We start from the raw sequence: 26478 nt of genomic DNA on the forward strand, positions 1-26478 counted from the left end.
ACCGATGGGACGCATTCTTTCTATCGACTATGGCAAGAAGCGAACGGGCATAGCCGTTACCGATACGCTCAAACTCATAGCAAACGGATTGTGTACGGTCGAGACGAGCACGTTGCTCGACTTTCTTGCCGATTACATGAAGAAGGAAGATGTTGAGCGCATTGTCGTAGGACTGCCGAAGCAGACAAACGGCGAACCTTCGGAAAACATGAAGAGGATTGAGCCCTTCGTGAACCGATTGAAGAAACTCTACCCGAATCTTCCGATTGAGTATTTCGATGAACGGTTTACATCGGTTCTTGCGCATCAAGCAATGCTCGACGGCGGTCTGAAAAAGAAACAAAGACAGAACAAAGGGCTGGTTGATGAAATCAGCGCAACAATAATTTTGCAGGGCTATATGGAGAGCAAACGCTGCTCCGAATTAGATTTTTCAGGTTTAAAATAATTAACATACAAGATGATATTACCGATTTATGTATTAGGTCAGCCGGTTCTTCGCAAAGAGGCTGAGGAAATTACAACAGATTATCCTGATTTGCAGGAACTGATAAAGAACATGTACGAAACAATGCTGCACGCCGACGGTGTTGGACTGGCTGCGCCTCAGGTGGGACTCGACATCCGTTTGGCTGTTATCGGCCTTGATGTTATTTCTGAAGACTATCCCGAATACAAGGGCTTTCTTCATGCTTATATAAATCCGGAGATTATCGAGACAAACGACGAAATGGAGTCGATGGAAGAAGGCTGTCTGAGTCTGCCGGGAATCCATGAGCCGGTAAAGCGTCCGACTAAAATTCGCGTCAGATATATCGACGAGAACTATAAGGAACACGACGAGTGGGTTGGCGGCTTCCTTGCAAGAGTAATGCAGCACGAGTTCGACCACCTCGACGGAAAGGTCTTCATCGACCATCTTTCAGGCTTGAGAAAGCAGATGATAAAGAGCAAGGTGCAGAATCTTGTGAAAGGAAAAGTTCACTGCAACTACAAGACTGTACACAACAAAAAATAACCTATACCTTCAATTATAAGAAAAAATCTGATGTTCAGAAGATACATATCCTTCGTAGCATTGTTTCTGTATGTGTCTGTTGCCGCCGTGGCGCAGATAAATACAGAACGTGTTACGCGCATGGGACGCAATGCCATGTATTACGAGGACTATGTGGTTTCAATTCAATATTTCAATCAGGTGATAAGTGCCAAACCTTATCTTTACGAGCCGTATTACCTGAGAGGACTTGCCAAGTTCTATCTTGGCGACTATAAGGGTGCCGAGGCTGACTGCACGATGGCGATAGAACGCAATCCGTTTGTCGTTACGACATACAACATCAGAGGCTTGGCACGAATAAACATGAACAATTTCGACGGGGCGGCACAGGATTACTCGAACATAACCCGAAACGATCCCGACAATCAGACTATCTGGCACGACTTGGTTATCTGCTATCTCAACGCAAAGCAATACAATCAGGCCGATTCGACTCTCAACGTGATAATAGGTAAGTGGCCTAAATATTCGAAGGCTTTCACGCTCAAGGCACAACTTGCCTTGCAGCGGCAAGATACCATCAAGGCAGAAGAAAACCTGAGCAAGTCGCTCGAGCTGAACCCTTACGATGCCGATGCGTGGAGCGTTCGCGGAGCACTTCGTCTTGCCCGAAAGAAATACAAGGAAGGCGAGGCTGATTTCGACCAAGCCATCCATCTGAATTCGAAAAATGCAAACAACTACATCGACCGCGCGCTGTGCCGCTATCATCAGGACAACTACCGCGGAGCGATGGAAGACTACGATATCGCCCTCGACATCGACCCGAAGAATTTCCTTGGACACTACAACCGAGGAATGTTGAGGGCTTATGTTGGCGATGACAACAGAGCCATCGAGGATTTTAACTTCGTCCTTCAGATTGAACCCGACAATATGTTCGCCCTCTTCAATCGTGCCCGACTGCTCGATGCAACCGGCGACTATCATGCCGCAATCCGCGACTATTCCAAGGTTCTGAAAGAATATCCGAACTTCTGGGAAGGCTATCACATGCGTGCTCAGGCCCGAAAGAAGGTGGGCGACACGAAGGGTGCGGCTGCCGATGAATTCAAACTCGTGAAGTACAACTTCAATATGATGTACGGCGGCAACAACGTGAGGGTTAAGACGAAGACAAGAAAAAAATCGTCGCGCAACCTCAACGAGTACGAACAACTTGTCGAAGACGACAACGACGAGACAATTCAGCATTATGCCAGCGCATATCGCGGAAGAGTTCAGGAAAACAAGGCTAATTCAAGTTTTCTGCCGATGTTCGTCCTTACATTCTACCCGAAAAAATCCGAAGTGCATAACTCCATCTACTACAACAGCGTCGTAGATGCTCTGAATGCCCTCTACATTCTCCCTGAGAAGATGTACATTTCAGGAGATGAGGCAAGTATGACAGAAGAACAAATTGCTTTGCATCAGGAAGATGTCGATGCGCAGACAAGGGCTATTCTGAAGGATGGAGGTAGTGCTATGCGTTATTTTGCCCGTGCTGCCGATTATGCGCAACTAATGGATTTCGAAAGCGCAATGGCAGATGCCGACAGTTGCATTGCACGCGACAATCGTAATCTTCTTGGCTATTTCATGAGGGCTGTAGTCCGATTCAAAAAGATGAAGAGTGCAGCTCCTGAGCAGGCAAAAGAGCAGAGCGCGATAGCCCAACTCGAATACAAACTCATTCTGAAGGATTTGGACGAGGCTATCCGTATTTCCCCGACATTCGCCTATACCTATTATAATAGAGGCAATGTGTTGGCAGAGATGCAGAACTATCCGGCTGCCATTGCCGATTACGACCACGCCATCGCCCTCGACCGTAACTTAGCCGAGGCATATTACAACCGGGGATTGGTTTACATCAAGACAAATCACATAGAAAAGGGTGTTGCCGACCTTAGCAAGGCGGGCGAGATGGGCTTGTATTCTGCATATAGCCTTATAAAAAAGTATAATATCGAAATGAAGAAAAAACAAAATTAACATTTAAAATGTTTTTTTTACGCTAAAATAGTGTGTGAAAACGAAAAGTTAGTTAATTTTGCGAATTGAATTTGAGAATATAAATTTAATTATGATAAAAATTACATTTCCAGACGGATCTGTTCGCTCGTATGAACAGGGCGTAACTGGACTTCAGATTGCCGAGAGTATTTCGCCTGCTCTGGCACGCAGCGTGGTAGCCTGCGGCGTGAATGGCGAAACGGTGGAGTTGAACCGTCCTATCAACGAGGACGCAAAGATTGAGCTCTATAAGTTCGAGGACGAGCAGGGTAAGCACACATTTTGGCACACCTCTGCCCACTTGCTGGCTGAAGCACTTCAGGAATTGTATCCTGGCATTCAGTTCGGTTTCGGTCCTGCTGTAGAGAGCGGTTTCTTCTATGATGTGTTGCTGCCAAATGGCGAGAGCATCAAGGAGAGCGATTTCGCTACTATTGAGAACAAGATGCGTGAACTGGCCTCTAAGAAGGAGCCTGTGGTTCGCAAGGAGGTGGCTAAGGCCGATGCTCTGAAGGAGTTTGCTGCCGATGGTCAGACTTACAAGTGCGAGCACATTGAACAGGACCTTGAAGATGGCACTATCACCACTTATACCCAGGGTAACTTTACCGACCTCTGCCGTGGTCCGCACCTTGTGGATACCGGCGAGATTAAGGCCATCAAGTTGACCAGCGTCGCTGGTGCTTTCTGGCGTGGCGATGCTACTCGTGAGCAGATGCAGCGTCTGTATGGTATCTCGTTCCCAAAAAAGAAGATGCTCGACGAGTATCTTGTAATGCTGGAGGAAGCCAAGAAGCGTGACCACCGCAAGATTGGCAAGGAGATGGAACTCTTTATGTTCTCTGAAAAAGTAGGTAAGGGCCTGCCAATCTGGTTGCCAAAGGGTACCGATATGCGTTTGCGTTTGCAGGATCACCTACGCAAGGTTCAGAAACGTTACGGCTATCAGGAGGTTATCACTCCACATATCGGCTCAAAGAATCTCTACGTTACTTCTGGTCACTGGGATCACTATGGCAAAGACTCGTTCCAGCCAATCAACACCCCTGAGGAGGGCGAGGAGTATCTGTTGAAGCCTATGAACTGTCCTCACCACTGTGAGATTTTCGCTTCGAAGCCTCGTTCATATAAGGATCTGCCTCTGCGTATCGCAGAGTTCGGTACTGTATATCGCTATGAGCAGAGCGGTGAGTTGCACGGCTTGACCCGTGTACGCTCGTTCACTCAGGATGATGCCCACTTGTTCTGCCGTCCCGACCAGGTGAAGCAGGAGTTCCTCAACGTGATGGACATCATCAATGTAGTGCTTTCTGCCTTTGGCTTTAACTTTGAAGCACAGATTTCACTCCGCGATCCAAACAACCACGAGAAGTATGTTGGTAGCGATGAAGACTGGGCATTGGCAGAGAAAGCCATCCAGGAGGCTTGCGCAGAAAAGGGCTTGGCTGCAAAGGTAGAATACGGCGAGGCTGCCTTCTATGGTCCTAAGCTCGACTTCATGATCAAGGATGCCATCGGCCGTCGTTGGCAGTTGGGTACTATTCAGGTGGATTACAACCTGCCTAAGCGCTTCCAGTTGGAGTATACCGACGAGGATAACCAGAAAAAGACGCCTGTGATGATTCATCGTGCGCCATTCGGCTCATTGGAGCGATTCACAGCCGTTCTTATAGAGCACACAGCTGGTCACTTCCCGTTGTGGTTGACTCCAAATCAGGTTTCAATTCTGCCAATCTCAGAAAAGTTCAACGATTACGCACAGAAACTTCAGGAGTATTTTGCTCAGTATGATGTCCGTGCCGTTATCGATGACCGTAACGAGAAGATTGGACGTAAGGTTCGCGACAACGAGATGAAGCGCATCCCTTACATGCTTATAGTTGGTGAGAAGGAAGTTGCTGAGGGTAAGGTTTCTGTGAGAAAACAGGGCGGAGAAGACCTCGGTTCAATGAAATATGAAGATTTTGCAAAGAAAATCTGCGAAGAAGTTCGTGAAATGACAAAAAATTTCTAACTTTGCAGCTCAAAATAATTGATTAACTAATAACAGAGCAAATTAAGGTTCAAAAACCATTTAATGAAGAAAGACGAAAAAAAACAGGAATATCGAATCAATGAACAGATTCGTGTCCGTGAAGTCCGCATTGTGGGCGATAATACAGAGCCAGTTGTAGTGCCTACTTTCAAGGCAATCCAAATGGCAGAGCAGCAGGGTGTAGACCTCGTAGAGATCTCTCCAAACGCTAACCCACCTGTTTGTAAGTTGATTGATTATTCTAAGTTCCTTTATCAACTGAAGAAGAAGGCTAAGGAGCAGAAGGCTAAGCAGGTGAAGATGGAAGTTAAGGAAATCCGATTCGGGCCTCAGACCGACGACCATGACTACAACTTCAAGCTTAAGCATGCTCAGGAATTCTTGGCTGAAGGTAACAAGGTCAAGGCTTATGTTTTCTTCCGCGGTCGTTCAATCCTCTTTAAGGAGCAGGGCGAGGTTCTTCTTCTTCGTTTTGCAAACGACCTCGAAGAGTACGGAAAGGTAGAGCAGATGCCTATTCTCGAGGGTAAGAGGATGATTCTCTTTATTGCACCTAAGAAAGATGCAGGAAAGAAGAAGCAGGCAGACAAACCGGCAACTGATGTTGTCGCACCAAAGGCAGAGAAGGCTGCTCCAAAGGTGAAGGAACGCAAGGAGTACACCGGACCAAAGGTTGAGGGTGAAGACTTCTAAGCAAATACAGAAAGAAAATGCGTAACGTTTGGTATATACGTTGCCATTCATTATTAATAATTAAAATTAAATTAAAAAAAATGCCAAAAGTTAAGACTAACTCCGGTGCTAAAAAAAGATTCGTTCTTACCGGATCAGGTAAAGTGAAGAGACAGCATGCTTATCACAGTCACATCTTGACAAAGAAGACTAAGAAGCAGAAGAGAAACCTTGACCACTCAGGTCTTGTTGTTACAAGCGACATGAATCAGGTTCGCCTACTTCTTAACTTGAAGTAATCTCAATTCACTTTTTAACTAACAAAATTTTATTAACCGAGTGTTTAGCCTCAAGTTCGTTTCATAATTAGGAGCGACGCTAACATTCAAAAAGAATTAAATTATGCCAAGATCAGTTAATCACGTTGCATCAAGAGCAAAGAGAAAGAAAATTTTAGGTCTTACCAGAGGTTACTTTGGTGCTAGAAAGAATGTTTGGACTGTAGCCAAGAATACTTGGGAGAAGGGTCTTACATACGCTTTCCGCGACCGTCGTAACAAGAAGCGTACATTCCGTGCATTGTGGATTCAGCGTATCAACGCTGCTGCACGTCTTGAGGGAATGTCATACTCACAGTTGATGGGTGGCCTTCACAAGGCAGGTATTGAGATCAACCGTAAGGTTCTCGCTGACCTCGCTCTTAACAACCCAGAGGCTTTCAAGGCTATCGTAGCTAAGGTTAAGTAATCAAAGCCCCGAAGGGCTAAGATATAACGGGATGATTCTTTTAGAGTCATCCCGTTTTTTATGTTAGCAAGCATGTGGGTGATGTGCAAAATCTTTTGCTCTTTTCTTGGTTTTATGAAATATTATACTTATATTTGCATTATCAATAAACAACAATATTGAAGCAGAAAAAACAGCTGCGCTGGGCTAGATCGGGAAACTCATCAAATTTTTATGAATAACCGAGACAGCTTCTTCTTCCGATGGCGTGCCGCCCCCCTTTTGGGTACACTACGTTAGCGGATTACAAAGGAAGTAGGGCCCTCAAATCTTGTATTTACTCGGAGATTTCATCACATCACCAGTGCGGCTTTACTATAAGCTATGGTTATGCTTAGCATCGCCATAGCTTTTTTACTTTGCAAATACTTTAATACATATACGATGAATCTTAAAAAACTATTTTTTGCATTTGGCATTGTCTTTTTAGGCGCTGTTCCTGTGGGGGCGCAGACGTTCCCGTATCAGGACAGACAACTATCTTCGCGGGAAAGAGCGGAGGACTTGGTTTCAAGGCTGACCCTCGAAGAAAAAGCGAGACTTATGATGGATAACTCGGCTGCTGTTGAACGTCTTGGCATAAAGAGTTATTGCTGGTGGAACGAGGCTCTGCACGGAGTGGCGCGTGCCGGACTGGCAACCGTTTTTCCGCAGCCTATCGGAATGGCGGCCTCTTTTAATCCCGATTTGCTTAATCGCGTTTATACAACTGTGAGCGACGAGGCGCGCGCCAAGTACGCATATCAGGCAAGTCGCGGAAGTCGTGAAAGATATCAGGGTGTAACAATGTGGACTCCGACTGTAAATATTTTTCGCGACCCTCGCTGGGGTAGAGGCATCGAGACATACGGCGAAGACCCATATCTGACAAGCATGATGGGACTTCAGGTTGTGAAGGGACTTCAGGGATATAAGAAAGGTGGATACGACAAACTTCATGCTTGCGCAAAGCATCTTGCTGTTCATTCAGGACCGGAGTGGAACAGACATTCGTTCGATATCCAGAATCTGCCTGCGCGCGACTTGTACGAGACTTATCTGCCTGCTTTCGAGACTCTTGTAAAAGAAGGTGGCGTGCGTGAGGTTATGTGTGCCTACAATCGTTTCGAAGGCTCTCCTTGTTGCGGAAACAACAAGCTTGAGGTTCAGATTTTGAGAAACGACTGGGGGTACAAGGGCATCATCGTTGCCGATTGTGGTGCGGTTGCCGACTTCTATAACGAGGGTTCGCATCATGTGTTTCCTGATGCTGCGCAAGGTTCGGCTTCTGCCGTGCGTCATGGAACAGACTTGGACTGTGGCTCGAGTTATAAGGCTCTTGTTGAGAGTGTGCAGAAAGGCTATGTAAGCGAGAAGGAGGTTGATGTTTGCGTAACCCGACTTATGCGCGACCGTTTCGATATTGGCGAGATGGATCCGTTTGAGTGCAACCCGTGGAATAACATTCCTTATTCTGTCGTTGCATCGGATGAGCACAAGGCTGTTGCCAACGAGATGGCGCACCAGTGCATGACTCTGCTTTTGAACAAGAACAATACGCTTCCGTTGCCAAAGAATCTGAAGAAGATTGCCGTTGTTGGTCCTAATGCCAACGATTCGGTTATGATGTGGGGAAACTACAACGGTATGCCGCGTCACACAATTACGATGCTCGATGGCATCAAGAATATTGTATCGGCAATAACCGATGTGGTTTATGAACAAGGCTCGACTTGTACCGACAACGAGTTGGTGTTCAGCGTGTTTAACCAATGCACATCTAACGGAAAGAAAGGCTTTACGGCATATTATTGGAACAATCTTAAGCAGGAAGGCGAGCCTGTTGCAACGATGCAGATGACAACGCCTTTCCAACTCTGCACATCGGGTGCAACGGTATTTGCTCCGGGAGTAAATCTGACGGATTTCTCGGCCAAGTATGTCGGAACGCTGAAGCCTGAAAAGGACGGCGAGATTGTTATCGACAGTTATGTTTACGGCGCAGGTCGCGTTTTGGTTAACGGCAAGGAATTGAAGAAATATTCGAATACGCACGGCGGTCGTCCGTTGGTTTGCAGTTTTCAGGCAAAGGCAGGAAAAACTTATGACATTCAACTCGATTTTGCATATACTCGTACTGATGCTCAGTTGAACTTCGACCTTGGTTACAAGAAGAATGTTTCTATCGAAAGCGTGGTTGATAAGGTTAAGGATGCCGAAGTTGTTATATATATAGGTGGAATCTCTCCACGTCTCGAAGGTGAGGAGATGGGTGTGAATATTCCGGGATTCAAGAGAGGCGACAGAACAGACATCGAACTTCCGAAGATTCAGCGCGAGACTCTTGCTGCATTGAAGAAGGCTGGCAAGAAGATTGTTTATGTAAACTGCTCTGGCTCGCCAATCGGACTGATTCCGGAGTTGGAGACATGCGACGCTATTTTGCAGGCTTGGTATCCGGGACAGGAAGGCGGCGAGGCGGTTGCCGATGTCCTCTTTGGAGAATACAATCCTTCGGGAAAACTGCCTGTTACATTCTATAAAAACGTAAGTCAACTTCCAGATTTTGAGGATTATCGAATGCAGAACCGTACTTATCGCTACATGAAGGAAGAGCCGTTGTTCCCATTCGGCTACGGATTGAGCTATACCACATTCAAGATTGGTGCTGCAAAACTTTCGTCAAGCAAGATTGGCAAGGAAGATTCGCTTACTGTTTCGTTCAGTGTTCACAATACCGGAAAGATGGACGGTGCAGAAGTCTGTCAGATTTATCTCCGCAAGGAAGGCGATGAGACTGGTCCTTTGAAAGCTCTGCGCGGATTCAAGCGCGTTGAACTGAAAGCCGGCGAGAAGAAGAACGTTAGCATCACTCTCGGAAAAAAAGAACTCGAGTGGTGGAACGAGGAAGTGAACTGCATGACAATTGTTCCGGGAACATATCACCTAATGCTCGGAAACAGTTCGGACAGCAAGGCTCTGAAAACGCATAAGTTTACAATTACCAAATAACAAACAAAAAATCATGAAACTTTTGTCACTAAAAACATTATTTATGGCAGTCTTCAGCACCTCATTTTTGATGGCAGGTGCTGAAGACTTGCCTGCTTTTCCGGGGGCTGAGGGCTTCGGAAGATACACCACGGGAGGCCGTGGCGGAGCGGTTTACCACGTTACATCGCTCGAAGATACAAACACGAAGGGCACGCTGAGATGGGCGTTGAACCGAAACGAAAAGCGGACTATCGTGTTTGATGTAAGCGGAACGATTCATCTGACGTCGGCAATGGATTTGAAATATGGCAACGTAACGGTTGCCGGTCAGACAGCGCCGGGCGATGGCATCTGCATTGCCGACTATCCGTTTACAATAAAGGCGAGCAACGTTATTATCCGATTCATGCGCTTCCGCCTTGGAAACAAGAATGTTGACAAGCACGAAGGCGACGGACTTGGCGCGATGGATCAGAAAAACATCATTGTAGACCATTGTTCGGTTAGTTGGAGTGTTGACGAGTGCCTTTCAATCTACGGAAACCACAACACAACGGTACAATGGTGCATCGTGTCGCAGAGCATGAACAACAGCGGACACTCAAAGGGTGCGCACGGCTACGGCGGAAACTGGGGCGGCGCAGGTGCAACGTATCACCACAATCTGATGGCGCATCATGCAAGTCGCGTGCCTCGCCTTGGTCCGCGTGCCTCTACTCAGACCGACGAGCGTCTAGACCTTCGCAACAATGTGTTCTACAACTGGGCCGGAAACGGCTGCTATGGTGGCGAGGGCATGAAAGTGAACATCGTAAACAATTATTACAAGCCGGGTCCCGGAACGGCTACGCGAAATTCAACAATTCAGCGGCGCATAGCATCGGTAAATATCAGAACTACGGAATATTGCAAGCGAGTTGAAAATGCCGACGGAACGGTTACGGGTAACGACTGGCTGCCAATGTGGCATGTGTGGGGCAAGTATTATGTTGATGGCAACGTTAATCCGAATTTCAGCGATGTGACAGGCGACAACTGGACTTACGGAATGTATAATCAGATTGATGCGTCGGGCAACGACGGCACTTACGACAGTTATGTTAAGGATTCGATAAGACTAAGCGAGCCTATTCCGTACTATTTCGTTACCACTCACACAGCCGAGAAGGCTTACGAAAAGGTGCTTCAGTATGCTGGAGCATCGCTCGCGCGCGACAGTCACGACGCTTTGATGGTGAGCGACACTCGCGATGCCGTTGCCACATATACAGGTACTAACGGCTCAAAAGTGCCGGGAATCATCGACTCGCAAGAGGATAACAAGCCTGCCGATGCACCAGCCGATTGGAGCGCGTGGCCAACTCTTGAAAGCAAGGAATGTCCGGCAGATGCCGATGGCGACGGAATGCCCGACGTATGGGAACAGGCAAACGGCTTGAACCCGAACGATGCTTCGGACAGAAATACAACCAATGCCGAGGGCTACACGATGCTCGAAGTCTACATGAACAGCATCGTTGCCGACATTATGGCAAACGAGGTTGCCGATGGCGTGGCTGACGGCATCCGTCAAGGCGAGCAGACTACCGATGTGTCTTCGGTAAGCAAAAGTGTGATTAAGGCTGAATGTGTTGATGTTTATTCGCGCAACGGCTTACTGCTGAAGAAAAACGTAAGCCGCAACGAGGCTATGAATCTGCCAAAGGGTGTTTATGTAATCGGCGGCGAAAAAGTCTTGGTTGACTGATTATTTTCGCTTGAATATGAAAAATCCCTTCTTTTTTCCGACAAAAGGAGAAAGAAGGGATTTTTTGCAAGAAACTTTTGCGCTATTTGTCTATGCTAAGTTTTTGTCGCTAATCTACGATGCTGAAAAATCGAACGAAACCCGAAGGCATCCCGAAGGGTCAGCAGCAAACTTCGTATTCCTTTTTCATTTCGTGCAAGAGAGATTTTATTTCCTCTAAGGCTGGAAGAAAGTCATTTGCTTTTTTCTTGAAAATTGTTTCAACATAGTCGAACTTGTCCTCGAAGTCGTTGTCGTTACACAGCTTTATGAAAACGATGCCGCGCAAAACTCGCTCGGGAGGAGTCACGCCAAAGAGAAGGCGCTCCCAACTTATTGATTTCTTTGAATAGGCGCAAAGCCTTTCCCACAAATATTGCGGAGACGAATAGTTCTCTGCAAAGTCGTCGAACTTGTCTTCGATAAACTGCCATGTGGCAAGGCAGAGCTGCTTTATATTCTCGTCGGTTGCAGAAGCCTTGACAACGTCGTTAAGTTCGTCAAGCGGCTTTGGCAGTTGCAGAGTGAATGTTCCGAAACAGCCGAAATTGCCGGGCTTGAAAGGGTAGAAGAGCTTTTGCATCCATTCTTCGACCTTGTCGAGGCGGATGCTTGGCGGATTGATGCAGAGCCGACCGTTGTCGCCGACCGTAAACGAGAAAATGAGGTTGCCAACATCGGTAGGACGTGTGTAGTAGAACACGTTTTTATCGCGATGCACGTTGCAGAAGCCGTGGCTGCGGAGGCTGGCATCGAGATAGCAGCCTACAATCTCTAAGGTTTGCTTTTGTGGCGAAACCTTCTCTTCAGCCTTGTTGCCAAAGATTGATTTTATACGGCTTAGCAGACTTTCCTTCTCACCCTGCGCGCCACCAAGTAAAGCCAAAAGTTCCTTGTTTACCAGCTCTGGTGGAGTTGGCACAAATGTCCTTTCCGTCTTCTTTTTAGACCTCTCTGTTGGAGCAGATATTGGCGTGAAATTTTTCGCAACCATTGCTTTTATTTTCTCCATCTCTGCCTCTTCGTTTGGTGAGTCCATGCTATATTTTGGCTCGATGGTTGGAAGTATTTCCTTCATTCTTTCAAAATCACGACGGAAATTTTCGCATCCATAATGTTCTTCTTCTTTTTCATCTTCGATAAGTTCTGTTTCTACAAACTGTAACTTATCTTCATATAAAGGGTCGTTGCAAAGTTTTGATATAATCAGTCCTCTGAAGTATCCGTCATAACTGCCAAATAATTCAATATCACCCTCATCGTAGTTCCACATCCATGAGATTTTATTTTGAATAAAGTCGTCAATTTTTCGGACAATATTCGGAAGATACAAATAGGTTTCAACAAACTTCTTTGCTGTACCAAAAAGATAGTCCAAGAAGTAATCAACAACCATATTTGCATCATCTTCGGTTTCGATAACAAAATCATCATACTTTGTCAAGTCGGTCTTGTCAAAAAGAGTTCTACGATACCTATTGGTTTTGACATCAATGTTCCCCATATTTGAATTACCACAGAGTAATGTTTCTCCTATACATTCTGAGATGTACGATTCAATTTCCTTGATAGTTATATCTATCCTTGAAAATTTAAGATTGTAAATTCCGCCATGAAAAGATACATGGGGAACTATGAAGTCGAAGGATATCTTAAAATATCCTATATCAAGCGAATAGACAGGAAAATATCCACTCTTATACACTTTCCATCCGAGTGGTTTCAGTTCAGCGTCAAGACGCTTGCAAACCATCTTCTTGATTTCATTTTTTTGTATGTTTGCCATGATGAATTTCTTTGGCTAAGTTTGTTTTCAATAATTCGATAAAATCACACCAACAACTTGCTTCTTCTACAGAAAAATCCGTATTGCCTGCAAATAGCATAAATTTCTGCCTTATCTCCAGTCGAGTTTAAGATTGCGGATTATGCAACTGCCGTTGGCTACCGTTCCCGTGTGCTGAATGCCAAATCCGCCGAATTTGTTAGGCTTTATGGTGGCTGAAAGTTCGGCATTTACGGGCAAGCCCTTGTCCTGAGGGTCGCCGGCGGTATTGTTGGTTACCGATGCCGTGAAAATCTTGCCCTTTATCTTCAGACTGATGGTGCATCCTGTGCGGAATCCCGTTGCAGATACAGGCGCGCCAAGTTCTTCGGCCATGCCGTTGCTAAAGTGCATCAACTGGAAGTCTACTGCCGAGTTGAACCTCTTTGTACGCATAATCCTCAGTCCGTAGCCAGTCTGTGTGGCTGGGTCGAACTTTATGTAAACGTCCATATACTGCATGCTTGTTCCGGAGAAGCCCTGCCCTGCATTCTTGCATGGTGCGACCTCCATTGTAACGTCCATTTCGGAGTATTTGCCATCCATAGGCGTGTACATCATTCGTGCGCCGCGATGCGCCTGATTGAAGCCTATGATGTCTGCCGCGCCGTCAATTCCGTATTCGTAACTGTACACATCGTCGTCCTTCTTCTCGAAAGCCCATTTGTACTCGTTTGTGTCCTCGGGCTTGTTGATGGTAAAAGTCCACAATCCGGCGGCGATATCCGGCTGGGTTGTTCCCGGTATGTCGCTAAAATCGGTACTTAGCGACAGCATCTTTTCGGCGCAACTGATAGGCGATTGTGTTACAACCTTTACAATATTTTCGTTAGCCTCGCACCTTTGGTGTTTTGTGGCAATGGTAGCCATTATGTAGCAGCCGTTGTCTTCTTCGGTTATGTTGTAATTTTTCAGAGGTTCTTTTCGCGAACATCTTATTTTGTACCATTTTGTGGTGTCGGGGTTGCCGTTGGCATCGCGGCGGCAACGGTACCAGTCTATAACCGACATGTCGCGCAGATTGTCGTCCATCTTTAGTGCGTACAGTAGGTTGAGTTCGCTTCCGTTCTGTATTATCGAAGGCGTGCCGATTATAGCAGGCGGAGGAAGTTGTTTTGGAATGAGGTTTACGCGGCAAGCCGTCTCGAGTCCGCTCGATGTTCTTGCTGTTACTATAACCGTGTGCGGTTGGTCGTCGGTAGAGATGCCTTTGACAACGCACTTGCTGCCGTCCTCGTTGGGGCGAAGGCTTACCAGTTTGGCTTTCTCCTTGTTGTCGACGCACCACGTTACCTTGTACGGATTTTCGGGCTTCTCGTTGTTTCCGTAGTAGTACTGGTGGGTTGTAAGAGTGTACTCGTCAACCTCGCTCTCGATGGTGATGTTGCGCTGCGAAGCCACAATCATCGACGGCTCGTGATGTACGGCGAGATAGTTCTTCATCTGCGGATTCCAGCCGTCGTCGCCCGAGATGAGGTTGTAGACGTTGTACGTTCCGTTAGGGTTCTTGAATGCCGAAAGAATCTTCTTGCCCGTCATGTCTATCGTAAACCACGGCTCTTCCTTCTGCCATTCTATGTTCTTGTTGTCGTTTCCCGTAACGTTGAATATGTAGTTGCGCTGGTCTGTTATCGGCTTCAGAGCCCATCGGTATGTAGGCTTTACGCTTATGTTGTCCCAATGGCAGTCTACCATCACCACCGAGCCGCCCGAGCGCGTTATGTACTGTTCTCTCATTACGGCGTAGAACGTACAGTTAAGGAACACCACGCCCGAACTGATGGTGCTGTGCAGAGGCTTGTTGCTGTAAAGGCTAATCTTGCAGTTTTCGTAGACCGCCATGCTGTTCAGGCCGTTCTCGCTACATTCCATTTCGCAGTTTTCGTAGAGCGTGCGATATGCGCCTACGAAAGGCGACATGTGTGCCCTTCCGATGAAGCGGCAGTTCTTAAAGTAGAATCTGTCGCCCATTGCTATTCCGATGGATGCCTGAACGTTGGTGTTGGTGCGCCTTTTGCGGCTCAGTTCGGGCTTGAGTTGGTAGACGAGGTCGGTAGAGCAGTAGTTTCCGAAGGTGATGTTCTCGGCAGTAACGTCTTCGCCAATCCAGTAGAACATACAGAAGTTTTTGTTTGCTCCGAAGCCGTTTCCGCGGTTGCTTGCCAGAACTACGTTGTGAGGGTCGGCACTCAGCCCGATGAGTCTAACCTTGCTCAGATTAACCTTCATGCCAACGGCAGGCATCGACATTGTGCTGCTTTTCCTTATCGAAGGGTCGTCGGGGTCGTCAATCCAGTAAACGTTTGGGGTTATGTATATGTCAATCGTGCCCAGTTCTCTTATTTTCCGGTTCTGGGCTGACTTAATGGCATCGTTTACGTTGTTGTATACGTGCTCAATCTCGATAGGCGTTCTGCTTGGATCTACAAGATACACGCTCATGCCCGTGGTAAGGGTTTTACCTTGGTACATGAACTTTTGCTGCGCCGTGGCATTCAGGCAAAAGACAAAAATGGTTAAGAATGTCAAAAGTCCTTGTTTCATCACATCTTGTCTTTAATGCAACAAATATACAAGAAATGTTTAATATAAAAGTGCTGTTTCGGAATTTGTTTTTTACAAAATGACATGAATTTTGTTTCTTTTTCCGAGAAAGAGAATTTTTTTTGCATTTTAAATCAATTTTTTTGCCGGAATATTTGGAATTAAAAAAGAAACCCTTATCTTTGCAATGTGTTTTTCATAGTATTAGATTTAAGGTTAACAAGGTTGGGTGCAGGCGTGCACCCTTTTTTCGTTTTATGCCCTTTCTGATACTCAATCTTTCTGAAAATCTGGCGGAAAATCCTTTGGACGAATCATTTAAATGACAGATTTTTAGCGCATGCCGCGCCGAAAGTCATTTTTTTTGTCTATTTTTGCACCTCAACTGAAAGATTATAACATGAAAGTAAGAAAATTATTTCTTTTTGTTTCTGCCATGTTCATGGTTTGTTCTGTCGAAGCCAAGGATGTGATTGTTGAAATGCAGAACAATGTCAGTATGATTCGCGAGAATGAGATTGTTGAAATTCCTCTTGAACGCATTAGCGCAACTCTCGGACTGAAGGCGGGCGACCGCATATCGGTGATGGATGCCTTTCACAAAGAGGTTCCTACTCAGATAACTTACGACCGCAAACTTATCTTCCCGGCAAACGTGGGAGCCGGAACTCGCGCGGTGTACACAATCCGCTTGGCATCGGGCGTTCCTGCGCCAGAGCAGGCTGTGTTTGTATCGCAGTACACAAAGCATCAGGGCGATGTGGTTTGGGAGAACGACAAGATGGCTTATCGTCTTTACGGCCCGAACAACAGCCGCATTGGATTGAGCGAGTGGGGCAACGACGTGTGGCTGAAGCGTGTGCCAGAACTGGTGGTTGATGCCCGCATGTCGAACGTTCTGAGCGACGATAACCGAAACAAGGTGCGCACGCTATCTGCCATAGACGGACTGGTGGGCGAGCAGTATGCCGCATCGTTCGACCTTGAGCACGACCACGGAAACGGAATGGACTGCTACAGCGTTGGCGCATCGCTCGGATGTGCCGGAACGGCTCTCGTTGACAATGCCGGCAGAATTCTTTTCTCTGGCTACTACAAGAGTTTTAAGATTCTCGACAACGGACCTCTCCGCCTCACATTTCAGGTTGTTATGAACCCAGTTACGGTAAACGGAAGCGTTGTTACCGAGACTCGCACTATTCAGTTAGACCGCAACAGCCAGTTTAACAAAACGACTATCTCGTACACCGGACTTGGCAAGGCGGCAAGCGTAATTACGGGCTTGGTTATGCACAGGGACAACACTACAAGATATGGCATTGCAGCCGACAAGTCGTACATGACTTACGAGGATTTGACTTGCAATCCGCAGAACAATAACGGTAAGATTTTCGTTGCCGCAATGTTCCCACAGACTCCGATGAAGATTGAGCCTCAGATGCTTGCCGTTGCCGAATCGCAGGGCGGTGTTGGCCATGTGGCAGCCTTCAGCACAATAAATGGCTCGGCTGCATACACATATTATTGGGGGGCAGGCTGGACAAAGTTTGGATTCCCAACCCTCGAGGTGTGGAACAACTTTGTGCGCGACTTTGCCGCCAAGGTTAAGAAGCCAATCATTATAACGTTGAAATAATTTTTCATTTTGATAGTTTATACGAATCCTGCAAGTGCGAGAATATCATGCGTTTGCAGGATTTTTTTTTGTTTTGTGAGATTGTTTTTTGGGGGAGAGAAGGAATTTTTCTGATAAAAAACTTTACAAAATGTTTGTAGGTATTGGAAAAAGTTGTATCTTTGCATCGCTTTTCGAAAGAAGAGTACTTCTCAATGAAGTTTGGAGAGGTGGTAGAGTGGTCGATTACAGCGGTCTTGAAAACCGCCGAACGGCGACGTTCCGGGGGTTCGAATCCCTCCCTCTCCGCAAAAAAGTGTTAAGCGTTAGTTCTTTAAGAGAATTGACGCTTTTCTTTTTTCTAAAAACTTACTTTAAATTGAAAGAAATCGTTGTCTGATTCTGGCTTCTGCTTACCGTGCTTTTGTTTGTGTTCTTTCTGCCATGTTTCATCCTATTCCATATTAGAAAAGACGAAGCGATTGGGGCAGATTTCTTGTTTGAATAGAAGTCTGGCACAGGGACGCTACAATGAAGCTGGAGCGCAAGTTTTTTGAGAAAGTCTATTGCGTAGAAGGTTGGCAGAGATAGGCTCTCTTTACCGCCTTCTATGCGATATAACATCAGTTCCACCAGAAATGCCATACGGTTGATTTGCGCAGACTGTCGGCCAAGTCGTTGATAGTGCTGAGTCCTGTCTGTGCAAGAATGTCGGGGCAGAAGGTGTGCTGTTCTTTGGCAAGGTGCAGGCTCTGTGTTCCTTCGACAGGCTGCGGAGCAGTCATCTCGATAGTGTTGTATGTGATGAATGCCGGCGCGGCTCCGTATTGCTTAAACCAGTATTTGCCAACGCTGACAAAGGCTTTTTTGCTGGGGCAGTCGTTCCATCCGCCAAACGAAAACCATGCGAGAGCCTGCCACGGCTCACTTACTGGAATCTCTGCCAGAATTGCAGCATCAGAACTGTTGTAGTCGTCGAGGCACAAGTCGTGCAGTTCGTAGCCTTGGTTTGACGGCTTGCCCAGAAGTTCGTTGTATCTGTACGAACCACCGTATTCGTTCCATTTTTTTTGCAGCGTGTATTCGAGCCATTTTTTGCCTTCGCTAACCGATGCCTTCTCTATAAGTTCCCTGCGCTTGGAATTGATGTACTTCATGCTTATTTCTTCTCCTGTTACGATGTTGAATTCTTTCATAATCTCGTCGTACAGAATGTCGCTTATAAAGACAATAATAGGAACGAACCCTTCCTTTTTGCCGCGTTCAAGTGCCTCGTGGTAAGTCTTTTCTATCTCGTCGGCCATGTTGAGTCCGAAGAATGTGCAAGGACAGTCGGCCAGTATTCTGAATTTGTCGAACAATTGTTTTTCGGCTTCAGCTTCTTTGGCTTTCAGTTCTTTAACGTAAGGGTTGTTCTTTCTGAATTCCCGTTCTTCCTTTTCGTCAGGGCCAAACATAATCAAATCTATCAGTTTTTCCGATTCATCTTGTTTTTCGTCTTCTTCTTTTAAGGAAAACTCATTTTCGTTGCCGGCTTTGTTATATATAACGCCTATTAAAATGACAACAAATATTATTATTGTTAGTGCGATAGGAAGGTTGCTCACGCAAATAAATTTGCCATATACTAAGAATTTTATAGCAAGTACTATTGTTGCAGAAATTATGAAAGTGATATATCTGTCTTTTTCCATAATGTTTGGTTTTAATGTTGATTATTTTTGAAATGATTCTCTCTTTGTTGTCGAAACGTCCGAACCAATGTGCTTTCAATGATTCGGACGCTGTTAATGTGGAAATTCGGTTTAGTCCCACCAGAAATACCATACGGTTGATTTGCGCAGACAATCAGCCAAGGTATTTACATAGCCTACTCCTTGAGAAACAATGTCTGTGCAGAACGCGTATTGTTCTTCGGCAAGTTCGAGGCTTTGATTGTTGCTTACAGGCTTAGAAACGGTCATCTCAAGAGTGTCGTAGGTGATAAGCGAAGGGACTGCGCCATATTTCTCGTACCAATATTTGCATACGTTTACAAAATCCTTCTTCTCTGGGCATGCATTCCAGTTGCCAAATGGGAACCATGCTATTACTTGCCAAGGTTCTTTCACCGGAACTTCAACGATGAGCATTGGAGGAGTTTTCTCTTGGCTGAAAATAGATAGTTCTTTCATTCCTTGCTGGTCGTTTACCGGTTCGCCCAAAATCTCATTGTATGAATCGTCTTTAAGGTCTTTCAACTCTTTCTGTAGCCATTTCTTTCCCTCTTCGACAGATGCTTCGGCTATCAATTTTTTGCGTGTCGAACGTATTGTCTGAATATCAATCTTGTTTTCATCCTCCAAGCCTAATTCAGAACTGATAGCCGTGTATAGTATGTCGTTTGCATATATAAGCAATGGCACGAATCCTTCTTTCTTTCCTCGTGCAATGGCGTTGTTGTAATGGCGCAAAAACTCGCTTCCCGATGTTGGAGGATAGTAAGTGCATTTGCAGTCGGCTATTTCCTTGAATTTCGCAACCAGTTCGGTGTTGTCTTTCTCCGAATCGTTTTTCATTATCTCTTTCTTGATGAGTTCGTCTGTGAGAATCTGAGTGTTGTTCGAGTTTTTGCAAGACTGTAAGGTTGTTGATGCGACCAAAATGGCGCATAGAGTAAAGTTCGCTTTAAAGTTAAAATTAGTCATAAAGGTTTGTCTTTTAATTATTTAAAATAATTTTCTCTGTATTGTTGTGGCGTTACGCCGACGTTTTTTCTGAACGCGCGGATAAAGTACGAATAATCTTCGTAGCCGAGCGATGTGGCGATGTTCTTTATCGGCTTGTTTGTTGTTACCAGCGCAAGTTCGGCAAGTTCGAGTTTGCGCTTGGTTACGAACTGGTTGGGTGTCTCGCCGGTGTGCTCTCTGAACGTGCGGAAGAAATGCCCCTTCGACATGCAAGCCATGCTGGCAAGATGGTCGAAATCTATGGTCTGACCGATGTTTTTGCGGATGTAGGTAAGCGTCTGCTGAATGCGATTGTCCTTGACCTCGCTCTTTGCACTCGCCAGTCTGAGAAAGCGCGACAGAAGGATTATCATGATGCCGTGCGACTCAACTTTTTTGTGAAACGCGCTCTGCTGATTCTTCAGATAATTGTCTACGAGAGTCTGATGATTGTCGTAGGTGTTCGGGTTGGATGCCGGAATCTTCAACTCCGGATTTATATCGCACAGCCGCTTAATCAGTTCGAGGTCGCCGGGCTGAGCCTCGACCTCTACGGGCATTTCCAAGTCCTCCAGAATGGCTGGCTCGTTCTGTATATCTTCGAAAATATGAATGTAGTAATGTACGAAATGCGAATTGCAGAAGCAGTTGTGAACCGTGTATGCCGGAATCATGTAAAGATGATGCGGTGTGAGCCTGAATCTGCCCGAAGGCAGTTCAACTTCGGCTGTGCCCTCGGTAACGTAATAGAGGCGGAGGAAGGGACTTCGCACATTTGTCCAGTTCCAGTCGCCGTTGTGGTAGCAGCATCCGGCGTTGAGGGCAAGCAAGTGAAGCCGTTCGACAGGAATATTCATTTTTTTGTTTATTTGTGAAAACTTCTGCAAAGAAACAAAAAAAGACAAAATATCAAGGCTTTATGCCGTGTTTTTCTTCAGAAATGTTAAGATTGTCCTATTCTTTGTGCTTTTTGTCTGACACTTTTTCTGCTGTTAATCCGTATCTTTGTGGCAGAAATCAGATATTTGAATATGAAGATAATAGGAAGAAGGATAATCGTTGGGTTATGCGCATTTCTTGCCTTATGTGGCAAGGCTGGCGCACAGAATGTTGTGGAAGAAAGTCTTTCTCGCCACAACTTTTTCTATGCAGGGCAGAGTAAGCGTCTGAGAATGTTCAAGGTGCAGAATGGAGCCGTGGCGTGGACTTACGACAATGCTCAGCTGCCAAAGTCGGAGAGGCTGAAGGGCGAGATTAGCGATGCCATCTTGATGAACGACGGACACATTCTGATGGCGCATCAGTTTGGAATAACCGAGATTGACGGCAGCGGAAAAAACGTGTGGCACTACGATGCGCCGCAGGGATGCGAGATTCATACCGTGCAGCCGATAGGCACTACGCACGTTGTTTTTGTGCAGAACGGAAAGCCTGCAAAGATTGTGGTGATGGAGATTCCGTCGAAACGCATCGTGCGCGAGTTCGAGGCGGCTACAAACGAGAAAGGCTCGGTTCACGGACAGTTCCGCAATGCCCGGTTGACATCGCGCGGCACTCTTCTTGTTGCCAACATGGGACTTGGCTGCATCAGCGAGTACAACTGCGAGGGCAAGGAACTCGAACGCTGGAGCGGATTCAAACCGTGGTCTGTTCAGGAACTGCCGAAGGGCAATATTCTGATAACAGGCAGAAAGGGAGAAATTCAGGAGATGAACCGTCAGGGACAGATTGTCTGGCAAATGAATGTTGCGCAGATTGGCGTTACTCAGCCGCAGAAAACCGTCAGACTGAAAAACGGGAATCACATTGTAAACAACTGGTACAACGAGTGGAACAAGACTCCGATGGATACGGCAAACGCGCCGGTTCAGGCGGTGGAGATTGACCGAGACGGAAAGGTGGTTTGGCAACTCCGCGCATGGAAGAAGCCAGATTTAGGGCCTTCGACCACCATTCAACTTTTGGGCGAGGCTGTTAATCGCAAGCGGATGTTTTTCGGCGAGTTCAACCCAGTCAGCCCTAATCTTTTCGTTGCGCCAAACCAGCCGCTGGGCGAGGGCAAGGGTATCAATCCCGGCAGAGTGGCATGGATTCACAATCCCGGCGTGGCATCGTGGGACGGTCGCACCGGTCTTTGGGTAGAAGACCGATGGAACAATCAGCAGAAGGCCGATGACATGATTCGCGAGGCCATCATCCAACTAACCGGCGAAACTACGGCGCAGAAGGCTTGGAAGGCTCTCTTCTGCCACTTCAACAAGGAGCATGGACGCGGCAGCCGTGGCTACAAAAAAGGCGAGAAGATTGCCGTAAAACTGAATATGAATAACGCCATAACGCACCACGATACCATCGAGTTGAACTCGTCGCCGTTTGTGACGCTGGCTCTCGTGCGCTCGATGGTTCGCGACGGCAGAATACGCGAGCAGGACATCATTTTGTGCGAGCCGAGCCGTGCCATAACCGACAGCATCTACAACAAGGTTCACCGCGAGTTTCCGAAGGTTGTGTTTATCGACAATATCGGCGGAGACGGCAGGCAGAAATGCGAATATTATCCAGAGCAGATAACCTATTCGGCTGATAACGGCAAGCTGGCGCGAGGATTGGCAAAGTGCATCGTCGATGCCGACTATCTGATAAACAGCGCGTTGCTGAAGACTCATTCTGGTCCCGGCGTAACTCTGACGACGAAAAACTGGTATGGCGCAACCGACATTTCGCTTATTTGGCGACGAAATGCACACAGCAACTTCAGTGCCGACAAACGCCACGGAAAGCCGGGCTACAAGACGTTTGTCGACTTTATCTCGCACAAGAATCTGGGGCAGAAATGTTTGCTCTTCATAATTGACGGAACGTACGGCTCGCGCGATGTGAACGGAGCACCGAATCCGAAGTGGCAGAAAGAGCCGTTCTGCGGCGACTGGGCCTGCTCGCTCATCGTGTCGCAGGACGAGCTTGCTTGCGATGCCGTAGGGGCTGACATTCTGATTGGCGAATGGCCGGAGTTCGGAAGTCTGAACTATTGCGACGAGTATCTTCGCGAGGCAGCGATGATTCCTAACGCGCCGAGCGGAACGGTTTATAAGCAAGATGGCAAGCCGCTTACTGCGCCTCTTGGACTGATGGAGCACTGGAACAATCCGAAGGAAAGACAATACAAGAAAATAGATTTGAAATACAAAAAAATGTAAGGAAAAATGTATATTTGCGGACTAATGTCTTTGAAAATCTTTTTATAAAACACAAAACATTATTTATGACAAACTCAAGAGTTATTGCTGGCTTGCTGTGCTTTGTCTGCACAACAGGTGTTTTTGCCGACGAGAACGACAATCCTGCACAGATTGTAGACAGCATTTCTGAAGTAAAAGTAACGGCAGCACGAATCAGAAGCAACAGCAGTCATGTGCCGCTGAACATCTCGGTTGTGGGAAACCATACGCTTAACCGACAGCACAGAACAAATATCTTGCCAACGCTCAACGAACAGATTCCGGGACTGATGATTAACGGCCGTGGAGTTATGGGATACGGCGTAAGCACGGGCGGAACGGGCGGCATGATGATGCGAGGCATATCGTCGGCTGCCGGTCAGGTGATGGTGCTTATCGATGGACATCCCCAGTACAACGGAATATACGGTCATTCAATGGCCGACAGCTATCATACTCTCTGGGCAGAGAAGGTCGAGGTAATCAGCGGCCCGGCAAGCATTCTGTACGGCTCAAACGCAATGGGCGGCGTTATTAACATCATCACGCGCGAGGCTGGAGAGAACCGTAGTCCGTGGGGCACAACGCGCATCAACATTGGCGGTGGATTTTACGGAACGCTCATGACCGACGCATCGCATCAGTACAAGAACGGCAGATTCTCGAGTAACGTGGCTGTTGAATATAACCGCTCGGACAATCACCTTCAAAACATGGATTTTGAGCAGTACGGCGGATTGGCAAACCTCAAATATCAACTTTGCGAGAGTTGGAATGTCTACGGAAATGCCGACATCACGCACTTCAACGCATCATATCCCGGCACGGTGCAAAGCCCTATGCTCGAGGCCGACCAGTGGATTACTCGCGGAGCGGTGAATCTGGGCGTTGAGAACAATTACGAGAGCACAAGCGGACGCATCAGCATATACGACAACTTTGGTCGTCACAAGATAAACGACGGTTACGTCAACGCAGTCGGAGCAACTCCGCAGACACGTTTCTTCCGCTCGCGCGACCATCTCTTCGGCATCAACGCCTATCAGAGTGCGAGTCTTTGGAAGGGCGGAAAGGTGAGTGTTGGTGCAGACTATCAGCGCATCTACGGAAAGGCATTCTACACAAGTCGCGAGACTGGCGAGGTGCTCGAAACGCAGAACAAGCAGTCGGGCAAGGAGAATATGTACGAGTTTGGCATTTATGGCGAGGTTAGTCAGGAGATTAGCCAGTGGCTTACGCTCGATGCCGGTCTGCGATACGACCGTCATTCGGTAAGCGGTTCGGAGGTTGTTCCGCAGGGAGGAATTGTTGTGCGCCCTATTAAGAACGGCGAGTTGAAGGCACTTGCCGGCAAGGGATTCCGCAACCCGACGATGCGTGAGATGTATCTCTATCCACCGTCAAATACCGACCTCAAGCCAGAGCGACTTTACAACTACGAACTGTCGTGGAGTCAGCGCATCGACAACGGCGGATATCCGTTCTTCGACTATAAGGTTTGCGGCTATTACATCAAGGCCGACAACATCATCCAGACTGTAAACCGCAAGAATATCAATACCGGCGAACTCACAAACAAGGGTGTTGAACTTAGTCTTAGAGCAGGTCTCAACAGTCATTGGAATCTTGTTTCGAACTACAGTTATCTCAACATGAAGAACGCTGTTGTAGGTGCGCCAAAACACAAAGGCTATTTCGGAGCAGAGACAAATTACGGCAAGTTCAGCGCAACGGTAGGAATGATGGTTGTAAACGGACTCTACACCTCTGTGGGCGAGAGCGAGAAAACCGAAAACTTCGCGCTTCTCAACGCTTGCGTAAACTACGCAGTTTCGTCATCTGTAAAGTTGTGGATAAGCGGCGATAATCTTCTGGCACAGCATTACGAGTATGTGTTTGGCAATCCAATGCCAAAGGCTACATTCATGGGTGGCGTAAGCTTTGAATTCTGATAATCAGAAAGATATTTTCCATAAAAGGGAGTAAGATGCAAAGTCTTGCTCCTTTTTTTGTGCTTGTCTGAATGAGAAATATGTATTGCCGAATTTAAGTCGGGAGTTTGTAAAATCAGAATGGCAATTTGTCTACTGCTGATTCTTTTTCATTTGTTTCATTGGATTCTTTTTTTAACCCAAAACGGTCATTAGAAAAAATAAGTAGCAAAATGTAAGTTGGTTTAATATTCAGAGTCAATCATTAGCACTTTTCGCTTATATTTTCATAGGCTCCGAATACTTATCTGAACATTATGTAAGGCAAAATTTCTAATGACCGATTTGGGTTTAACATTACGGCGTTCAGCAAGACATTAAGACAATGATAAAGAAAACATCAATACAGATATTTGAGGAAAAGAAAGTTCGCTCCGTGTGGAACGATGACGAGGAAAAGTGGTATTTTTCCGTTTTAGATGTTGTTGAGGTTCTTACCGACAGTGCCAATCCGACAGACTATTTCAAGAAAATGCGCAAACGTGATCCTGAGTTAGCAGAGTACGTAGGGACAAATTGTCCCCACGTAGAAATGATGACACCAACAGGAAAAAAACGCAAAACCATAGCAGGTGATACGGTTGCTATTTTCCGCATAATTCAATCAATTCCATCTCCAAAGGCAGAGCCGTTCAAACAATGGATGGCAGAAGTGGCAAGCAATCGCGTTGACCAAATGCAAGACCCCGAACTCTCGATAGAACAAGCTGTTATGGATTACAAGCGTCTTGGGGATTCCGACAATTGGATTAATCAGCGTATCAAATCCATCGAGGTAAGGAAATCTCTGACCGGCGAATAGAAACGTTGCGGCGTAGAAGAAATGCAATTTGCCACGCTAACAGACATTATAACAAAGACTTGGAGCGGAAAAACGACCAAAGAATACAAGCAATACAAAGGGCTTATAAAGAGAATCTCCGCGACAATATAACAAATACAGAACTGATTCTTAATATGTTAGCCGAAACAGCAACCACCGACCTTTCAAAAGAGCACAACCCCGAAACTTTTGACGAAAACATTGACGTAGCGCAAAAAGGCGGCAATGTTGCACGTTCGGCGCGTCTTGAGTTGGAAAAACAATTGGGGCATTCCGTCGTTACGCCGCTAAATGCAAAAGAATATATTAATCAGATAGACAATAACAAAACCGACAAGTCCGATGAAAAATAAGCTTATGCTTGTGTGTTAATATTGGTTTTTATCCTTAACTCGCATAGAGTTCTGAACGCAATTTCAAGAAAGAACAACTCGCGCAGAAAGT

Annotated in this window: 17 protein-coding genes, 1 tRNA gene and 1 pseudogene; 14 read left to right on the plus strand and 5 right to left on the minus strand. The window is 46.4% G+C overall.

What is annotated here, in order from left to right:
• Window positions 1–4: 4 nt before the first annotated feature.
• From ruvX to T538_RS0101885, 9 genes are all read left to right on the plus strand, one after another.
• Complete coding sequence (ruvX, locus tag T538_RS0101845; RefSeq protein WP_031531795.1) at window positions 5–448, plus strand: Holliday junction resolvase RuvX; 444 nt, start codon at window positions 5–7, stop codon at window positions 446–448.
• 12 nt (window positions 449–460) lie between these two features.
• Complete coding sequence (gene def, locus T538_RS0101850; protein ID WP_031531796.1) at window positions 461–1018, plus strand: peptide deformylase; 558 nt, start codon at window positions 461–463, stop codon at window positions 1016–1018.
• 30 nt (window positions 1019–1048) lie between these two features.
• The gene (locus T538_RS0101855) at window positions 1049–3037 is read left to right on the plus strand and encodes a tetratricopeptide repeat protein (RefSeq protein ID WP_031531800.1); all 1989 of its coding nucleotides are present in this window, start codon (window positions 1049–1051) and stop codon (window positions 3035–3037) included.
• A gap of 91 nt (window positions 3038–3128) precedes the next feature.
• On the plus strand, window positions 3129–5072 hold the full coding sequence (thrS, locus tag T538_RS0101860; RefSeq protein ID WP_031531801.1) for a threonine--tRNA ligase: 1944 nt from the start codon (window positions 3129–3131) through the stop codon (window positions 5070–5072).
• A gap of 63 nt (window positions 5073–5135) precedes the next feature.
• Entirely contained in the window at window positions 5136–5786 is a 651-nt protein-coding gene (infC, locus tag T538_RS0101865) for a translation initiation factor IF-3 (RefSeq protein WP_031531802.1), read from the plus strand.
• A gap of 80 nt (window positions 5787–5866) precedes the next feature.
• Window positions 5867–6064: a 50S ribosomal protein L35 gene (gene rpmI, locus T538_RS0101870; protein WP_031531803.1), complete on the plus strand. Its 198-nt coding sequence runs from the start codon at window positions 5867–5869 to the stop codon at window positions 6062–6064.
• Window positions 6065–6167: 103 nt separating this feature from the next.
• Window positions 6168–6512 carry a 50S ribosomal protein L20 gene (gene rplT / locus T538_RS0101875; protein WP_031531804.1) on the plus strand — a complete coding sequence of 115 codons (345 nt, stop codon included), beginning with the start codon at window positions 6168–6170 and terminating at the stop codon, window positions 6510–6512.
• Between the two features lie 423 nt (window positions 6513–6935).
• On the plus strand, window positions 6936–9542 hold the full coding sequence (gene xyl3A, locus T538_RS0101880) for a xylan 1,4-beta-xylosidase (protein WP_031531805.1): 2607 nt from the start codon (window positions 6936–6938) through the stop codon (window positions 9540–9542).
• A gap of 43 nt (window positions 9543–9585) precedes the next feature.
• A complete protein-coding gene (locus T538_RS0101885; protein WP_051655813.1) occupies window positions 9586–11271 on the plus strand; it encodes a pectate lyase family protein in 1686 nt (561 codons plus the stop codon).
• 160 nt (window positions 11272–11431) lie between these two features.
• On the opposite strand, the gene T538_RS0101890 is transcribed toward T538_RS0101885, so the two are convergent.
• Both T538_RS0101890 and T538_RS0101895 read right to left on the minus strand, forming a co-directional pair.
• Window positions 11432–13096: a hypothetical protein gene (locus tag T538_RS0101890; protein WP_031531807.1), complete on the minus strand. Its 1665-nt coding sequence runs from the start codon at window positions 13094–13096 to the stop codon at window positions 11432–11434.
• A gap of 111 nt (window positions 13097–13207) precedes the next feature.
• Window positions 13208–15679, minus strand: a complete 2472-nt coding sequence (locus tag T538_RS0101895) for a pectinesterase (RefSeq protein ID WP_155992951.1) — start codon at window positions 15677–15679, stop codon at window positions 13208–13210.
• A gap of 400 nt (window positions 15680–16079) precedes the next feature.
• On the opposite strand from T538_RS0101895, the gene T538_RS0101900 reads away from it, so the two are divergent.
• The gene (locus T538_RS0101900) at window positions 16080–17315 is read left to right on the plus strand and encodes a DUF4861 family protein (protein ID WP_031531809.1); all 1236 of its coding nucleotides are present in this window, start codon (window positions 16080–16082) and stop codon (window positions 17313–17315) included.
• A gap of 203 nt (window positions 17316–17518) precedes the next feature.
• Window positions 17519–17603, plus strand: a tRNA-Ser gene (locus T538_RS0101905).
• A 314-nt stretch (window positions 17604–17917) separates the two neighbouring features.
• On the opposite strand, the gene T538_RS0101915 is transcribed toward T538_RS0101905, so the two are convergent.
• From T538_RS0101915 to T538_RS0101925, 3 genes are all read right to left on the minus strand, one after another.
• Entirely contained in the window at window positions 17918–18751 is an 834-nt protein-coding gene (locus T538_RS0101915; protein ID WP_197025736.1) for a DUF4253 domain-containing protein, read from the minus strand.
• 348 nt (window positions 18752–19099) lie between these two features.
• Window positions 19100–19981, minus strand: a complete 882-nt coding sequence (locus T538_RS0101920) for a DUF4253 domain-containing protein (protein WP_081834824.1) — start codon at window positions 19979–19981, stop codon at window positions 19100–19102.
• 17 nt (window positions 19982–19998) lie between these two features.
• Complete coding sequence (locus T538_RS0101925) at window positions 19999–20859, minus strand: AraC family transcriptional regulator (protein WP_031531814.1); 861 nt, start codon at window positions 20857–20859, stop codon at window positions 19999–20001.
• Between the two features lie 174 nt (window positions 20860–21033).
• Here T538_RS0101925 and T538_RS17515 point away from each other — a divergent pair, with 174 nt between their 5' ends.
• The 3 genes and pseudogenes from T538_RS17515 (at window position 21034) to T538_RS16920 (ending at window position 26387) form a co-directional block, all read left to right on the plus strand.
• On the plus strand, window positions 21034–23199 hold the full coding sequence (locus tag T538_RS17515; protein WP_051663814.1) for a DUF362 domain-containing protein: 2166 nt from the start codon (window positions 21034–21036) through the stop codon (window positions 23197–23199).
• 65 nt (window positions 23200–23264) lie between these two features.
• The gene (locus tag T538_RS0101935; protein ID WP_051655815.1) at window positions 23265–25172 is read left to right on the plus strand and encodes a TonB-dependent receptor plug domain-containing protein; all 1908 of its coding nucleotides are present in this window, start codon (window positions 23265–23267) and stop codon (window positions 25170–25172) included.
• Between the two features lie 364 nt (window positions 25173–25536).
• Window positions 25537–26387: pseudogene (locus T538_RS16920) on the plus strand (Bro-N domain-containing protein).
• Window positions 26388–26478 lie beyond the last annotated feature (91 nt).

Source organism: Bacteroides sp. Ga6A2, assembly GCF_000702225.1.
In the GTDB taxonomy this organism is placed as follows: domain Bacteria; phylum Bacteroidota; class Bacteroidia; order Bacteroidales; family Bacteroidaceae; genus Ga6A1.

What these genes read in the sequence shown, in the direction of transcription:
- ruvX (WP_031531795.1), top strand. Translation starts at nt 5, where the DNA reads ATGGGACGCATTCTTTCTATCGACTATGGCAAGAAGCGAACGGGCATA.
- def (WP_031531796.1), top strand. Translation starts at nt 461, where the DNA reads ATGATATTACCGATTTATGTATTAGGTCAGCCGGTTCTTCGCAAAGAG.
- T538_RS0101855 (WP_031531800.1), top strand. Translation starts at nt 1,049, where the DNA reads ATGTTCAGAAGATACATATCCTTCGTAGCATTGTTTCTGTATGTGTCT.
- thrS (WP_031531801.1), top strand. Translation starts at nt 3,129, where the DNA reads ATGATAAAAATTACATTTCCAGACGGATCTGTTCGCTCGTATGAACAG.
- infC (WP_031531802.1), top strand. Translation starts at nt 5,136, where the DNA reads ATGAAGAAAGACGAAAAAAAACAGGAATATCGAATCAATGAACAGATT.
- rpmI (WP_031531803.1), top strand. Translation starts at nt 5,867, where the DNA reads ATGCCAAAAGTTAAGACTAACTCCGGTGCTAAAAAAAGATTCGTTCTT.
- rplT (WP_031531804.1), top strand. Translation starts at nt 6,168, where the DNA reads ATGCCAAGATCAGTTAATCACGTTGCATCAAGAGCAAAGAGAAAGAAA.
- xyl3A (WP_031531805.1), top strand. Translation starts at nt 6,936, where the DNA reads ATGAATCTTAAAAAACTATTTTTTGCATTTGGCATTGTCTTTTTAGGC.
- T538_RS0101885 (WP_051655813.1), top strand. Translation starts at nt 9,586, where the DNA reads ATGGCAGTCTTCAGCACCTCATTTTTGATGGCAGGTGCTGAAGACTTG.
- T538_RS0101890 (WP_031531807.1), bottom strand. Translation starts at nt 13,096, where the DNA reads ATGGCAAACATACAAAAAAATGAAATCAAGAAGATGGTTTGCAAGCGT.
- T538_RS0101895 (WP_155992951.1), bottom strand. Translation starts at nt 15,679, where the DNA reads ATGAAACAAGGACTTTTGACATTCTTAACCATTTTTGTCTTTTGCCTG.
- T538_RS0101900 (WP_031531809.1), top strand. Translation starts at nt 16,080, where the DNA reads ATGAAAGTAAGAAAATTATTTCTTTTTGTTTCTGCCATGTTCATGGTT.
- T538_RS0101915 (WP_197025736.1), bottom strand. Translation starts at nt 18,751, where the DNA reads ATGTTTGGCCCTGACGAAAAGGAAGAACGGGAATTCAGAAAGAACAAC.
- T538_RS0101920 (WP_081834824.1), bottom strand. Translation starts at nt 19,981, where the DNA reads ATGACTAATTTTAACTTTAAAGCGAACTTTACTCTATGCGCCATTTTG.
- T538_RS0101925 (WP_031531814.1), bottom strand. Translation starts at nt 20,859, where the DNA reads ATGAATATTCCTGTCGAACGGCTTCACTTGCTTGCCCTCAACGCCGGA.
- T538_RS17515 (WP_051663814.1), top strand. Translation starts at nt 21,034, where the DNA reads ATGAAGATAATAGGAAGAAGGATAATCGTTGGGTTATGCGCATTTCTT.
- T538_RS0101935 (WP_051655815.1), top strand. Translation starts at nt 23,265, where the DNA reads ATGACAAACTCAAGAGTTATTGCTGGCTTGCTGTGCTTTGTCTGCACA.